This is a genomic window from Sinorhizobium terangae (assembly GCF_009601505.1).
Taxonomy (GTDB): Bacteria; Pseudomonadota; Alphaproteobacteria; order Rhizobiales; family Rhizobiaceae; genus Sinorhizobium; species Sinorhizobium terangae.
Genome location: NZ_WITC01000113.1, coordinates 1 through 14,641 on the forward strand (window position 1 = coordinate 1; position 14,641 = coordinate 14,641).

General features: G+C 61.8%; 14 protein-coding genes and 1 pseudogene. 10 read left to right on the forward strand and 5 right to left on the reverse strand.

The window, feature by feature from the left end; all coding sequences use genetic code 11:
• Positions 1-175 precede the first annotated feature (175 nt).
• Positions 176-1,489 (reverse strand): NAD(P)/FAD-dependent oxidoreductase, encoded by a 1,314-nt coding sequence (locus GHK62_RS25300; protein ID WP_153441779.1) that lies wholly within the window; start codon positions 1,487-1,489, stop codon positions 176-178.
• Positions 1,486-2,853, reverse strand: a complete 1,368-nt coding sequence (locus GHK62_RS25305; RefSeq protein WP_153441780.1) for a glutamine synthetase family protein — start codon at positions 2,851-2,853, stop codon at positions 1,486-1,488. The genes GHK62_RS25300 and GHK62_RS25305 overlap by 4 nt, the downstream gene beginning before the upstream one ends.
• 118 nt (positions 2,854-2,971) lie before the next feature.
• Between GHK62_RS25305 and GHK62_RS25310 the strand changes: the two genes are divergently transcribed.
• Complete coding sequence (locus GHK62_RS25310; RefSeq protein ID WP_153441781.1) at positions 2,972-3,664, forward strand: GntR family transcriptional regulator; 693 nt, start codon at positions 2,972-2,974, stop codon at positions 3,662-3,664.
• 128 nt (positions 3,665-3,792) lie between these two features.
• On the opposite strand, the pseudogene GHK62_RS25315 reads toward GHK62_RS25310, so the two are convergent.
• Positions 3,793-4,441, reverse strand: a pseudogene (locus GHK62_RS25315) (HD domain-containing protein).
• Positions 4,442-4,545: 104 nt separating this feature from the next.
• The gene (locus tag GHK62_RS25320) at positions 4,546-5,187 is read right to left on the reverse strand and encodes an HD domain-containing protein (RefSeq protein ID WP_153441782.1); all 642 of its coding nucleotides are present in this window, start codon (positions 5,185-5,187) and stop codon (positions 4,546-4,548) included.
• 210 nt (positions 5,188-5,397) lie between these two features.
• Between GHK62_RS25320 and GHK62_RS25325 the strand changes: the two genes are divergently transcribed.
• Entirely contained in the window at positions 5,398-6,372 is a 975-nt protein-coding gene (locus GHK62_RS25325) for a GlxA family transcriptional regulator (protein ID WP_153441783.1), read from the forward strand.
• Between the two features lie 72 nt (positions 6,373-6,444).
• Here the strand turns inward: GHK62_RS25325 and GHK62_RS25330 are convergent, their stop codons facing one another.
• Complete coding sequence (locus tag GHK62_RS25330; protein ID WP_153441784.1) at positions 6,445-6,687, reverse strand: hypothetical protein; 243 nt, start codon at positions 6,685-6,687, stop codon at positions 6,445-6,447.
• Between the two features lie 188 nt (positions 6,688-6,875).
• Between GHK62_RS25330 and GHK62_RS25335 the strand changes: the two genes are divergently transcribed.
• The 8 genes from GHK62_RS25335 (at position 6,876) to GHK62_RS25370 (ending at position 14,626) form a co-directional block, all read left to right on the forward strand.
• Positions 6,876-7,592 (forward strand): FadR/GntR family transcriptional regulator, encoded by a 717-nt coding sequence (locus GHK62_RS25335; RefSeq protein ID WP_153441785.1) that lies wholly within the window; start codon positions 6,876-6,878, stop codon positions 7,590-7,592.
• On the forward strand, positions 7,589-8,755 hold the full coding sequence (locus tag GHK62_RS25340; protein ID WP_153441786.1) for a PLP-dependent transferase: 1,167 nt from the start codon (positions 7,589-7,591) through the stop codon (positions 8,753-8,755). Before GHK62_RS25335 ends, GHK62_RS25340 begins: the two co-directional genes overlap by 4 nt.
• Before the next feature lie 50 nt (positions 8,756-8,805).
• Positions 8,806-10,068, forward strand: a complete 1,263-nt coding sequence (locus GHK62_RS25345; RefSeq protein WP_153441787.1) for an ABC transporter substrate-binding protein — start codon at positions 8,806-8,808, stop codon at positions 10,066-10,068.
• 105 nt (positions 10,069-10,173) lie between these two features.
• Positions 10,174-11,109, forward strand: a complete 936-nt coding sequence (locus GHK62_RS25350; RefSeq protein ID WP_153441788.1) for a carbohydrate ABC transporter permease — start codon at positions 10,174-10,176, stop codon at positions 11,107-11,109.
• 5 nt (positions 11,110-11,114) lie between these two features.
• Complete coding sequence (locus GHK62_RS25355; RefSeq protein ID WP_153441789.1) at positions 11,115-11,948, forward strand: carbohydrate ABC transporter permease; 834 nt, start codon at positions 11,115-11,117, stop codon at positions 11,946-11,948.
• Positions 11,949-11,954: 6 nt separating this feature from the next.
• Positions 11,955-13,022 (forward strand): ABC transporter ATP-binding protein, encoded by a 1,068-nt coding sequence (locus tag GHK62_RS25360; RefSeq protein ID WP_153441790.1) that lies wholly within the window; start codon positions 11,955-11,957, stop codon positions 13,020-13,022.
• Between the two features lie 231 nt (positions 13,023-13,253).
• A complete protein-coding gene (locus GHK62_RS25365) occupies positions 13,254-13,640 on the forward strand; it encodes a c-type cytochrome (protein WP_153441791.1) in 387 nt (128 codons plus the stop codon).
• Between the two features lie 143 nt (positions 13,641-13,783).
• Entirely contained in the window at positions 13,784-14,626 is an 843-nt protein-coding gene (locus GHK62_RS25370) for a cytochrome c oxidase subunit II (protein ID WP_153441792.1), read from the forward strand.
• Positions 14,627-14,641 lie beyond the last annotated feature (15 nt).

Genomic DNA, 14,641 nt, shown 5'->3' on the forward strand with positions numbered 1-14,641 from the left:
CAAAGTGCTACAGCGTCCTTTGCGCGTCTGATAAGACGCGCGGCGCTGTGGCGGCACGCCGGACATCGCCCCCAATCTGGATGCGCCGGTCAGGCGGTCCGGCCGAAAAATTCTACCGCATCACCGGCCGGGAAGGAATCGATTTGAAGCGCGCGTCCGTCGCAACTTCGGCCATTCACCAGCCAACAACATCCTTGAAGGAATACCACCAGGAACCGATCGTCGAATATTGCGCGCGGAACATCCGCCCGCCCGGGAACGGATACCACGGCAGCTTCTCGAAGACGTCGAAACGCGCGGTGTCGCCATCGATCGCCTCGGCGAGCGTGCGGCCGAAAAGGTGGGAACCGGTGACGCCATGGCCGCTATAGCCATGGGCGAAATAGGTATTGGCGCCGATGCGCCCCATCTGCGGCACGCGCGTAAAGGAAAGCGCGAAATTGCCGCTCCAGGCGTAGTCGATCTTCACGCCTTTGAGCCGCGGAAAAACCTTTTCGAGATTGGGTTTGAGCTTGGCTACGACATCCGCCGGATCCGTGCCGCCATAGACGGTGCCGCCGCCGAAAATCATGCGCTTGTCGGCCGACAGCCTGAAATAGTCGAGAATATAGCGCACGTCCTCGACGCACATGTCACTCGGGATCAGCGAATGGGCGAGCTCCTCACCGAGCGGCGCCGTTGTGATCATTTGGGTCGAGACGGGCATGACCCGCGAGACGAGCTTCGGCACGGCATCGCCGAGATAGGCGTTGCCGCAGAGTACGACGATGCGGGCGTTGACCTCCCCTTCTTGCGTGTAGACCGTCGGCCGTGCTGCCTCGTGGTCGACGCGGACAACTGGCGACATCTCGTAGATCGTGCCGCCCAGGTCCTCGAAGGCACGGGCCTCGCCGAGGACGAGGTTGAGCGGGTGCATGTGGCCGCCCGTCGTGTCGAGCATGCCGCCGCAATAGGCATCGGAATTGACGAGCTTTCTGAGCGCCTCGCGGTCGAGAAGCTGATGGTCGTCCATTCCGTATTTGCGCCAGAGCGCTTGCTTGGCCTCCAGTTCCTTCATATGCGCGGCGGTATAGGCGGCATAGATGTTGCCGGGCTTCAGGTCGCAGTCGATCTGGTACTGGCTGACGAGCCGGCGGATGATCCGCCCACCCTCCTGCACCAGGCCGCCGATGAAACGGGCCGCGTCCTCGCCGTAGCGGCGCTGGATCGTCGACAGGCTGGCGTTGAGGCCGTTGACCACCTGGCCGCCATTGCGGCCCGAAGCGCCCCACCCCACCTGCGCGCCTTCGATCACAGCGACCTTGTAGCCTTTTTCGGCGAGATGGATTGCCGTCGACAGGCCCGAATAGCCGGCGCCGACGACGCAGATGTCGGTATCGGTGCGGCCCTGAAGCCTGACCGGGGTACGGATGATGTTGCGGGAGGCGGCGTAATAGCTCGTCGGGTAACTGCCGTCGCCAGCGTAGGATTTCTTTGCGCTTGCCATCATACGATTTCCAGATAGGCGCTGAACTCATAGTCCGTAACCTGCTCGGCAAAGCCGGCGATCTCCTGGCGCTTGCAGGCGATCAGCATGGAGCGAAGCACGGGATCGAAGATCTCGGCGGCAATCGGTCCGGCCTCGAAGGCATCGACCGCCTGCCCCCACTCGGCAGGAATTTTGGGCAGTTTCTCCGCGTCATAGGCTCGCCCCTCAACAGGGGCCGCTGGCTTCCACTTGTTGCGGATGCCGACGAGTGCGGCACCGAGGATCGCGGCGATGACGAGGTAGGGATTGGCGTCGGCACCGGCGACCCGATGTTCGATGCGCCGCGCTGCCGGATTGCCGCCCGGAATGCGGATGGCCGAGGTGCGGTTCTCGTATCCCCAGGAAATCGAGGTCGGTGCATGCGTGTCGGGCCTGAGCCGCCTGTAGGAGTTGAAGTGCGGCGCGAAGAGCAGCGTTGTCTCCGCCATTCCCCGCAACAGGCCGGCGACCGCATGCTTCAGCACGGACGACCCTTCGTCGCTGCCGTCGTCGAAGACATTGTTGCCCTCCTCGTCGAGCAAGCTGAAATGGATGTGCATGCCATTGCCGGATCGCGTGCCGTAGGGCTTGGCCATGAAGGTTGCGGCGAGCCCGTGCTTGCGGGCGACGCCCTTGACGATACGCTTGAAGAAGATCGCGTCGTCCGCCGCCTTCAGCGGATCGTCGGTGTGCAGCAGGTTGATCTCGAACTGGCCGATACCGTTCTCGGCGATCGCCGCATCCGCCGGCACGTTCTGCCGCGCGCATTCCTTGTAAACGTCGGAGAAGAACTCGCCGAAATCATCAAGCTCGTCGATCGACAGGATCGCATCGGAATCGAGCCGCTTGCCGGTATAGGGCGAGATCGGCGGCACCGCGCTGTCGGGCTCCGGGTCGATCAGGTAGAATTCCATCTCGGTGGCGACGACGGGACGCAAGCCGAGTTCGCGGTATTCCCTGACGATTGCCGCAAGTGCCTGACGCGGGTCGGCGAGAAACGGCTTGCCGTCCTCGACGAAGAGCCAGAGCGGCACCAGGGCGCTCGGCCGGGACGTCCAGTTGACCGGCAACGCCCCTCGCCCGGTGACACCGCATATGCCGTCGCGGTCGCCGGTCGCGAAAACCTGTTCGCTGCCGATGATGTCCTCTCCCCAGACATCGACGCCAACGATGGAGAGCGGCATGCGGATGCCGCCGCCGAGGACCTTGGAGGCCTGTTCGACCGGGACACGCTTGCCGCGCATGATGCCGTTCAGGTCACAGATGACCGCCTGGATGCTTTCGATCGGGCCGTTCTGTTCCAGCCAGAGCTTGAATGCGCTTGGATCTTCCGCCTCTAGAGACATATCTCAATTCTTGTTTTGTGATCACATTTTTAGAAAATTGACATAGTTCACGATTTGAAGTCAAGCTTGACCGGTGCTATCAGCCGCGCGAACCGACGTGGCAGGAGGAATCGCAATCTTGAAAGCCCTTGTTTTGCCGGCGTTGGAACGGCCGGAAGGCATGACCACGCACGATTACGCCTTTGCGCGCCTCAGGCAGGCAATCATGGTCGGCGCTTTCCGTCCGGGAACATCGGTTACGATCCGTGGACTGGCCGAAGCGTTGGAGAGCAGCCCGACGCCGGTGCGCGAAGCGCTGCGACAGCTGACCTCGATCGGCGCCCTGCACTTCCTCGAAAACCGGCGCATCGTCGTGCCGCGTATCACGCCGGCACGGTTCGAGGAGCTGATTTCGCTACGGATCGTGCTTGAAAGCCACGCCGCGCGCAGGGCTGTCGCCCACCTTTCAGACCGGCAGATTGACCGTATCGTCGCGACCGACGACGCCATCGAGGCCGCGATCCTCGCTGGCCAGAAGGCGGCGGCGCTGATCGCCAACCAGCAATTCCACCGGCAGATCTACATGGCCAATCCCGACCAGATCGCCATGCCGCTGATCGAAAGCGTGTGGCTGCAGCTCGGACCCATTCTCGGCATCGCCATGGAACATGTCGCCGAACTCTACGTCGTCGATCGTCATCGCGAGGCAATCGATGCGTTGAGGCGCCGCGACGAGGACGCCGTCGCCGAGGCCATTGCCGCCGATATCCGCGAGGGGATCGGCGGCTTTGACCAGCAGGCGATCGCCAAGCTGCTCGCGCTTGCCGCCTAGGGAATTGTAGTCAGGCGGATCACCTGACGTCACACGGGTCCCCCTCTAGAGCATCCCGCTTTCAAGTAGAATCACTGAAAGCGAATAAGATGCTCTGGAATCAAAGTGCTAGAGCGTCCTTTGGGCGTTCATTTGAACGCACGGCGCTCTAGTGACTCCCAATGGGAGTGCAAGATCAGGCAACAGAAATTGGTGCGCCGGAACGAAGGATCCTTGAATGCGAGGACGTCATCTTGAACGTGCCGAAGGTGCTTTGCGGTCGGTGCTTCATGCCCTCGTAGAAGGCATCGATGATCCCGTTTTTGAAGTCGGCGCCTCGAGGATAGGCGGATACCACGGATTGTCGCTCGCTTTCGCTGAAACCGTCAAAGCCGCGCCCGACGACATCCATTCCAGCCCCGGATTGGACGAGAAATATCTCCGGGTGCATGTGCTCGGGGATCCCGGGAGTCGTGTGAAGTGCAATTGCATTCCAGACATCGGATTCGGAAATGCCGTGTGCCTGCAGGAAGTCACGAGCGGCGGTGGCGCCGTCCACTTCGAAGCGAAGCTGACTTTCACGATATGCGGTCGTCAACCCGATGTCGTGAAACATCGCGGCCACGTAGAGCAGTTCGGGATCGAACCAGAGGTCCTTCTTTTCCCGGCCAAGGCGCCCCAGAAGAAGACGCGGGTCGAGTGGAGGAACAAGAGTTCGCTCTCGGTATCGCGCACGAATTCCGTAGCCTCGCGCGCCAGCCTGCTGTCGGGGATTTCCACTCCAGAAATCTTGCTCATGACGATGCGCCCTTCGGTGCAGCTTGATCATTCAGATGCCGGGCGCTTCGATGTCATAGGGAATGCGCCCGGCAGACAGGAAGAAGAAGGCGATCAACGCGCAATCAAGCCGGCCATGCGGAGCCGAGAATGATCGAGCAGAAGTTGATACGCTTGAAATTCGGGTCCTTCAGTGCCAGCACGTCAGCCTTGACGTTTCCAAAGGTCGTCTCCGGCTTCTTTTTGATGCCTTCAGCGAAGTGGTCGATGATGTTCTCTTTGAAATTCGCCTCACGTGGATGGCAGGCGCAAACTTCATGCCGATGTTCGTGCGAGAAAGCATGATAGTTGATCCCAAGGACATCCATTTCGACACCGGCGGTGACTAGCGCGATCGTCGGACGCATGTGCTCGGGTATGCCGGGGGTGGTGTGAAGCGCGATGGCGGTCCAGACGTCCTCGATATCGCGTTCGGCAACGCCGTAGCTCTTCATGAAATCCCGAGCCGCATTCGCGCCGTCGACCTCGAAGCGCAAATTCGGGCTGGAGTAGCGTTCCGTCAGCCCCATGTCGTGAAACATGGCGCCGAGGTAGAGCAGCTCGGCGTCGTAGTCGAGGCCCCGACGCTCGCCGGTTAGCGCGGCCCAAAAGAACACCCGGCGACTATGGTTGTAGAGAAGGTCGTCCTCTGTGTCGCGGACGAGTTGGGTGGCAGCACGAGCAATCGCGCTGTCGGGAACACGGACACCGGCAACAATCTCCGTCATCGCTTACACCTCTCAAGACAGAGCTCCGCCGTGGCGTGAACCGACACGCAAGATGAGCTCTCGTTGCAATTATTCGGATCGAGCCATAAGTATTTTGGCCTCAGCCGATCCTCACCGGTTGTAACCGCCCGAGGGTCGAGGCCGCAACTCGACGCACTCGGCGGATCAGGACAAGCACACGCCGAATCTCGCCAGCACGATCGCGCAAACATGGTCGTTACAAAGGTTGCAATCGTTATTCACGAAGGCGTCCAGGCTCTCGACGTCGCCGGCCCGATCGACGTGTTCGCCGAGGCTAACGCCTATATCGCGCCGGAAAATCGCTATGAGACGGTTGTGGTTGCGGCTGATCGCAATCCGCTGCGGGCGTCGAACAACATGTTGATGATGGCCGATCTGGCATTCGAGGACGCGTCGGGTGGTTTTGAGATCCTGCTCGTCGCCGGCGGCCCGGCCCTGGTCCATGGAGAGCCCGATCAACGCCTGATCGGATGGTTGGCATTGGCTCCATCTCGCGCCAGCACCTACGGGTCGATCTGTACCGGAGCCTTTGCCTTGGGGCATGCCGGATTGCTCGATGGGCGGCGCGTTACCACGCATTGGCAAAATGCCGGGAAGCTCGCGGCCACGTTTCCTGCCGCACAGGTTGATCCCGATGCCATCTATATGCGCGACGGCCGCCTTGTCACATCGGCCGGTGTGACGGCAGGAATCGACCTGGCGCTGGCGCTGGTCGGGGAACGGCACGGAGCGGAGATTGCCCTGCTCGTTGCCAAGCGACTGGTCGTCGTTGCTCAACGTCAGGGGGGACAATCCCAGTTCAGTCCCTATCTCACCGCGCCGAATGATCCGGCCTCGCCGGCGGCAAGAATCCAGGACCATGTGATGGCGAATATCCGGGACCGCCACACGCTCGCCTCTCTTGCCGCCCAGGTCGGAATGAGCGCACGCAACTTCGCCCGGCATTTTGTGCAGGCAACCGGGATGACGCCTCATGAGTTCGTCGAGCGCGCCCGCATCGACGCAGCCCGCAATCTCCTCGAAGGGAGCGACCGCCAATTGAAGACCATAGCGTATGACTGCGGTTTCGGGAGCACCGACAGGATGCGGATTGTCTTCAGTGAGCGCCTCGGCGTGACCCCGGCTCAGTATCGTTCGAGCTTCCGACGCTCAGAAGCCACCTGAGCGCCGCCGGTCTTTTCAGACGGTGCACGTAGCCGCTGTCCAACACCGCGGCACACGTCTGGACGATATGCATCAATACTTCCTGCTCTTCCGCGGCGGCTGCCTGTCGCCGGCGGCATTGCTTTCCGCCGCAGCAAGGGCAGCCGCGCGATCGCGGCCGGTGATCCAGAAGAAGAGGTAACCCGGCCAGGGTTTGCGCTGGACGCCGGTGTAATATTCGCCCTTCCCTGTCCGCATCTGCGCATTCGCCTCGTGCACCAGCGGACCGGAAGCGATCGCGGCTACGGCAAGGCCAATGCAGGCAAAATATCTCATCTGACAGCTCCTCGAACCATATCGCGCCGGTTCAGACGAGCCGTCAAGCCCGTGTGCGCCAAGGCGCCACGCCGTTCCGCCCCGATCTGTTGGCATGCCGCGCGGCACGCACATTGCGGCTTGACCGCGCCTGACATGAGCCGCATATTGCTCGGATGTCAGACCAATTCTGGTCTCGGAGAGCCCGCATGCCGCAGCAGGACAAAGCGATGCTCCTGCCCCTGCCCCCCGTCGACCGGGTGCAGCAGGTGATCTCCGCGCTTGCCGACTACATTCAACGCTCGGGCCTGAAGCCGGGCGATCGGCTACCGGCCGAGCGTGAGTTGATGGCGGCGCTCGCCGTCGGGCGCTCCACGGTCCGTGAGGTTCTCAGCCATTTCCAGGCACTCGGCGTCGTCGAGGCGCGAAAAGGCAGCGGCACCTACCTGCTGCGCGCCATTTCCGGCGCGACGATTCACATGCCGCTGGCGCTCGACACAGAGCACCTGCGCGACGCACTGCTGCAGACGCTCGAAGTCCGGCGCGGCATCGAAGTCGAGGCCGGCATGGTAGCCGCGCGCCGCCGCACGGATGCGGATCTCATCAACATCGAGACAAAGCTTGACGAGATGGAGCGCGTGCATCTCGCCAAGGGCACGTCCGGTCCGGAAGACCTGGCCTTCCATCTCGCGATCTACGACGCCACCCACAACCCGCTCTTCCGCCAGCTTCTCGAGCAGATGCGCGAGGCCTTCGAGCGCTTCTGGGAGAAGCCCTTCGACCGGCCGGATTTTGCGCGGCGCTCCTTTCCGTTCCACCGTATGCTCTTCAACGCGATCGCGGCGCAGGACTCCGACGCAGCGCGCCTGGAAACACTGAAAATCCTCGCCATCGTCGAGGAAGACATCAAGGAAATGTCTAAATGAACAACGGCTTCGATCCGTTCGACGCAGCGTCCCTCATCGTCGCACATGACGAAGGCAATGCCTTCGACGCCGTCGTGCCGCCGATCGTCCAGACGTCGCTTTTCACCTTCAAGGACTATGACGAAATGGTCGCCTCCTACCGGGGCGAGCGGGTTCGGCCGATCTACACCCGGGGCCTCAACCCGACCGTCAGGATGTTCGAGGAGATGCTGGCGAAGCTCGAGGGGGCCGAGGACGCCCTCGGATTCGCGAGCGGCATGTCGGCGATCTCGTCGACCGTTCTTTCCTTCGTCGAGCCGGGCGATCGCATCGTCGCGGTCAAGCATGTCTATCCCGACGCCTTCCGCCTGTTCGGCACGCACCTGAAGCGCATGCGCGTCGAAGTGACCTATGTCGACGGACGCGACGAGGAGGCGGTGGCAAAGGCGCTGCCCGGCGCCAAACTCTTCTACATGGAAAGCCCTACGAGCTGGGTGATGGACACCCACGACATTGCCGCCCTTGCGGCGCTCGCCAAAGCCGAGGGCATTGTCACCGCCATCGACAACAGCTGGGCAAGCCCGGTTTTCCAGCAGCCGATTTCGCTCGGCGTCGATCTCGTCATCCACTCGGCTTCGAAATATCTCGGCGGCCACAGCGATGTCGTCGCCGGCGTCGTTGCCGGCTCGAAGGATTTGATCGGCCGCATCCGCTCCGAAGCCTATCCCTACCTCGGCGGCAAGCTTTCACCGTTCGATGCCTGGCTCCTGATCCGCGGGCTGCGCACGCTGCCGATCCGGATGAAGGCGCACGAACGCTCGGCTCTCGCCGTCGCTCAGCGCCTGCAGAGCCACCCGCTGGTCGAAACGGTTTGCCATCCCGGCCTCGGCAATCACCTGCCGCCGGGTCTTTCCGGCACGTCCGGCCTGTTCTCGTTCATCTTCCGCGAGGGCGTCGATGTGCGCCGTTTCGCCGATCACCTCGAACTCTTCAAGCTCGGCGTTTCCTGGGGCGGCCACGAAAGCCTTATCGTGCCGGGCGAAGTCGTTCTGGCGCAGAAAGCCCAGCCCAATTCCGCGGCCGCCTTCGGCATTTCTCCGCGGTCGGTACGGCTCCATGTCGGCCTGGAGGGAACGGAGGCCCTCTGGAGCGATCTCGAAGCGGCGATCGCCGCCGCTTCATGAAGGCTGACGACACAGCAGCACCCGAACACCTAAGAAAAGGGGAACTGAAAATGAGGAAACTGATCACCGCAACCCTGCTCGCCACTCTGATGGCCGGCAGCGCGCTTGCAGACACGAAGCTGAAGCTCGTCGAGGTCATCACCAGCCCCGAGCGCACCGAGACGCTAAAGTCGATCGTCGCCAAGTTCGAGGCCGCAAACCCCGGCACCACCGTCGAGATCATTTCGCTGCCCTGGGGTGAAGCCTTCCAGAAATTCGCGACCATGGTCTCGGCCGGCGAAGTGCCGGATGTCATGGAAATGCCTGACACCTGGCTCTCGCTTTACGCCAATAACGGCATGCTCGAAAGCCTCGAACCCTATCTCGAAAAGTGGGAGCATACTTCCGGTCTCACGGAACGGGCGCTCGAACTCGGCCGCGACGTCAACGACACCGCCTACATGCTGCCCTACGGCTTCTATCTCCGGGCGATGTTCTACAACAAGAAGCTGCTTTCCGAGGCGGGCGTCGCCGAACCGCCGAAGACGATGGACGACTTCGTAAAGGCATCCGAGGCAGTCTCCGAGCTGCCCGGCAAATCCGGCTACTGCCTGCGCGGCGGCCCGGGCGGCCTCAACGGCTGGGTGATGTTCGGCGCGACCATGGCCGGCGACAACAAGTTCTTCAACGAAGACGGCACCTCGACGATGAACAGCGAGGGCTGGGTGAAGGGCCTGACCTGGGTCATCGACCTCTACAAGAAGGGCCTTGCGCCGAAGGACAGCGTCAACTGGGGTTTCAACGAAATCGTCGCCGGCTTCTACAGCGGCACCTGCGCCTTCCTCGACCAGGACCCGGATGCTCTGATCGCGATTGCCCAGCGCATGAAGCCGGATGATTTCGGCGTCACCACAATGCCGAAGGGCCCAAGCGGCAAGGCGTTCACCACGATCGGCTTTGCCGGCTGGTCGATGCTTTCCGCAAGCCAGAACAAGGATCTGTCCTGGAAGCTGATCGAAACGCTCGAGGGCCCGGAAGGTAACATCGAGTGGAACAAGCGTACCGGCGCGCTGCCGGTTCACAAGTCGGCCGAGAAGGACCCCTTCTACGCGAGCCCGCAGTTCAAGGGCTGGTTCGATGAACTCGCCGACAAGGATGTCGTGCTGACGGTCATGCCGACCTACCTCGAAGAGTTCGCCTTCTTCAAGGATTCGCTGGCGATCAAGACGACCCAGGAAGCGCTGCTCGGCGACATCACGCCGGAAGAGCTCGCCAATCAGTGGGCGGACTACCTGACCAAGGCGCAGCAGAAATACCTGGCGAACAAGAAGTAAGACGCAGATACGCGGCGGCGGGTTTCATCCTGCCGCCGCCCAACAAAAATGACAAGAAACAAGGCATGCCCGGAATAGGCGGCCATGAAGGGGAATATCTGACCGATGGCCTATGCCGCACGCCATGACGGCCTGCACGCAATTCGTCCGCCGCTGATGAAGCGTATCGCCGACGCCTCCGCGCCCTATCTTTATAGCGCGCCGGCACTGATCCTGATCGTCGCGGTCATGCTCGTGCCGCTGGTCCTCGGCGTGTCCTATGCCTTCCGTGATATCCAGCTGCTCAACCCGTTCTCCGGCGCCTTTGTCGGTCTCGATCACTTCAGGGCACTGTCTGAGGACCAGGCGTTTTTCCGCGCGCTCAGGAACACGCTCTGGTGGACCGGCGCTTCCGTATTGCTGCAGTTCACCTTCGGCCTCATCCTAGCGCTCCTGCTCGACAAGCCTTTCAGCGGCCGTGCGATTGCCCAGGCGCTCGTCTTCCTGCCCTGGGCCGTGCCGAGTTTCCTCGCCGGTCTCAACTGGGCCTGGCTGTTCAATCCGGTCGTCGGTCCATTGCCGCATTGGCTCTACGGGCTCGGCCTCATGAGCCAGCCGGCCAATATCCTGTCCGATCCGCAGCTCGCTATGTGGGGGCCGATCGTCGCCAATATCTGGTGGGGCATCCCCTTCTTCGCGATCACCTTGCTTGCCGCGCTGCAGGCGATCCCGCGCGATCTTTACGAGGCCGCCAGCATCGACGGGGCGGGACCGGTCCAGCGCTTCCTTTCGATCACCCTTCCGTTCCTCGCCCCGACGATCGCGATCACCATTCTCCTGCGCACCGTCTGGATCTCGAATTTCGCCGACCTCATCATCGTCATGACCAATGGCGGTCCGGCCGACCGGACGCAGATCGTCGCGAGCTACATCTTCACCCAGGCGTTCAAGCGGCTCGATTTCGGCTATGCCTCGGCGATCGCGCTCGTGCTCCTGGCGCTGCTCCTCGCCTATTCGCTGCTGATCGTCATCCTCAGACAGTGGCTCTTGAGCAAGGATTGAGACCGATGCGCCCCAAATCTGCCTTCCTCACCATTGCGCATCGCCTGGCGATCCTCGCATATATCGCCTTTGCGCTCTTCCCTCTGTTCTGGCTGCTCAAGGTTGCGGTCACGCCGAACGATCTGCTCTACACCGAGGGTGTCCGGCTCTGGCCGTCGCGGGCGAGTTTCGAGCATTTCGACTTCGTGCTCAGGCACAGCGCCTTCCCGGTCTTCTTCCGCAACAGCCTGATCGTCTCGGGCTCGACCGCGGTGATCGTGACGATCCTTTCCTCACTCTCGGGCTACGCGCTCTCGCGCTTCCGCTTCCGCGGCAAGTACTGGCTGGTGACCCTGATGCTGCTTACCCAGATGTTCCCGCTGGTGATGCTGGTCGCGCCGATCTTCAAGATCCTCTCGCCGATGGGGCTCACCAACAGCCTCACCGGCCTCGTCATCGTCTACACCGCGTTCAACGTCCCCTTCGCCACCTTCCTGATGCAGTCCTTCTTCGACGGCATTCCGAAGGATCTGGAAGAAGCGGCGATGATCGACGGCGCCACGCAGTTCGTCGCCTTCCGCCAGATCATCCTGCCGCTGACGCTGCCCGGCATCGCCGCGACGCTCGGCTTCGTCTTCACCGCAGCCTGGAGCGAACTGCTGTTCTCGCTGATGCTGATCTCCGGCAACGAACAGGCGACCTTCCCTGTCGGCCTCTTGTCCTTCGTGTCGAAGTTCTCGGTCGATTTCGGGCAGATGATGGCGGCCGGCGTGCTCGCGTTGATCCCGGCCTGCCTCTTCTTCCTGCTCATTCAACGCTATCTCGTCCAGGGCCTCACGGCCGGCGCGGTCAAAGGCTGATTACCCATGGCTTCCATCGATATCGCCAACATCCAGAAGTCCTACGGCATCCATCCGGTGCTGCACGACGTGGACCTCAAGATCCGCGACGGCGAGTTCGTCGTGCTCGTCGGGCCGTCGGGCTGCGGCAAGTCCACCCTTCTGCGTATGATTGCGGGGCTCGAAAGCGTGACTGCCGGCGAAATCCGCATCGCCGGCAAGCGCGTCAACGAGCTCGCGCCGAAGGACCGCGACATCGCCATGGTGTTCCAGTCCTATGCGCTTTATCCGCACATGTCGGTCGAGAAGAACATGAGCTACAGCCTTCGGCTGCGCAAGACCGCCAGGGACAGGATCACCACCGTCGTTTCCGGTGCCGCCGCTAAGCTTGGCCTTGAGCCACTGCTGGAGCGCCGCCCGCGCGCGCTCTCCGGCGGCCAGCGCCAGCGCGTCGCCATGGGGCGGGCGATCGTCCGCCAGCCGAAGGCCTTTCTCTTCGACGAACCGCTTTCCAACCTCGATGCGCGCCTTCGCGAGCAGATGCGCGCCGAAATCAAGAAACTGCACAAGGATCTCGGCGCCACGTCGATCTACGTGACGCACGACCAGATCGAAGCGATGACGCTGGCGGACCGCATCGTCGCGATGAACGGCGGCGTCGTCCAGCAGGTGGGAAGCCCGCTCGAGCTCTACGACCGTCCCGCCAACCTCTTCGTGGCGGGTTTCATCGGCTCTCCCGGCATGAATTTCTTCAAGGGCACCTATCGTGCCGGCGACAGGTCGAATTTCGAGACGGAAGGAGGTGTCAGCATTCCGCTCGACGCGTCGCCGTCGATCCCGGATAATGCTCCGGCGACACTCGGCATCCGTCCGGAACACGTCGTCCTTGCGGGTCACGGGCCGGACAGCCTGCTCGCGACCGTGGATCTCGTCGAGCCGACCGGATTCGGCATCATCCTGCATTTGTCGCTCGGCCGGACGAGCTTCAAGGCCTTCACCAACGACCGGTCCTTCCTGACAGCCTCCGGCACCGTCCCTGTCCGCTTTCCCACGCACTACCTGCATTTCTTCGACACAGAGGGCAATCGCATCTGATCCGGCTGCGCCGCAGAAAGCGGCAGGACTGCACAAAGGCTAGGCGCTGGGCAGCGCTGGACACGCCCCGACATGGCAATTGACTTCTGCCAAGTGGGCCTTAGTTTTGTTCTTGTCGCAGTTATCAACCCGCCTTCGGCGCGCCACCAGCGAGAGAAGCAAACACCGCCAATACAACGATTTGACGAGCGTCTTCCTTGCCCCCGCGCCCGGCGAAATTGAGGAAGTGTCATGCGAATTCCTGTTGTTGTCCTTTCCTTTTCGGCACTCGTGCTCTGTCCCCTGACGGCCCTCGCCCAAGAGGGCGACGCCGAGGCTGGCGCAACCGTCTTCAAGAAATGCCAGACCTGTCACGTCGTCGACAAGGACACCAACAAGGTTGGTCCATCGCTCAATCACGTCCTTGGCAGGACGGCCGGCACACATCCCAATTTCCGCTACTCGCCGGCTATGGTCGAGGCGGGCAAGGGAGGCCTCAAGTGGGACGAGGCGACGCTGCGCGAATACCTCCACGATCCGAAGGCAAAGGTGAAAGGAACCAAAATGGCCTTTCCCGGTCTGAAGGACGACACTGACATTTCCAATCTGCTCGCCTACCTCAAACAATATTCGCAATAAGCAATACCAAAGCGCGAAGGGGACCCGGACGACAACCCTTTCGGGCGATTTGCGACTATTTTCCGTTCGTGCAATAATCGCGATCGGAACTCTACGGATTGCGTATTCATGCCCACAGCCGATTGCGGTAGGAGGGACAAGAAATGGCCGTGGTGGTGATTCTGGTTTTGTTGGCCGCCGGATCAGTGTTGTTCCATTTGTTGAGTCCCTGGTGGTGGACACCAATCGCCTCCAACTGGAATTACATAGACAATACTCTCATCATAACTTTCTGGATCACCGGCTTCGTCTTCGTCGCGGTTGTCCTGTTCACGGCTTATTGCGTTTTCCGGTTCCGCTATCGGCCCGGAAACCAGGCCGCCTATGAACCCGAAAACAAGCGCCTAGAAAGCTGGCTCGCCGTAAGCACGACGGTTGGCGTCATCGCCATGCTGGCACCGGGTCTTTTCGTCTGGAACCAGTTCATCACTGTTCCGGCGGCGGCAACGGAAGTCGAAGTCGTCGGCCAGCAATGGCTGTGGAGTTTCCGGCTGCCGGGCAAGGACGGAAAGCTCGGAACGTCGGAAACCCGTGACGTCGCGCCCGAGAACACGCTCGGCCTTAACCGCAATGACGCAGCGACCCTCGACGACTTGATCATCGAAGGTGGCGAGTTGCACGTGCCGGTCGGAAAACCCGTCAAGGTTCTCCTGCGTTCGGTCGATGTCCTGCATGATTTCTACGTGCCCGAGTTCCGCGCCAAGATGGATATGGTGCCCGGCATGGTGACGTATTTCTGGTTCACGCCGACGCGGACAGGCACGTTCGAGATTCTCTGTGCCGAACTCTGCGGCGTCGGCCATCCGCAGATGCGCGGCACGGTGGTGGTCGATACGGAGGCCGATTACCAGACGTGGCTCGCCGAGCAACAGACCTTTTCGCAATTGACGGCGTCGTCCGACGATAGCCCGAGGGCGGTCACGGCCGACGCCTCGTCGGCGCAATAGCGGCGCCAGGGTAAA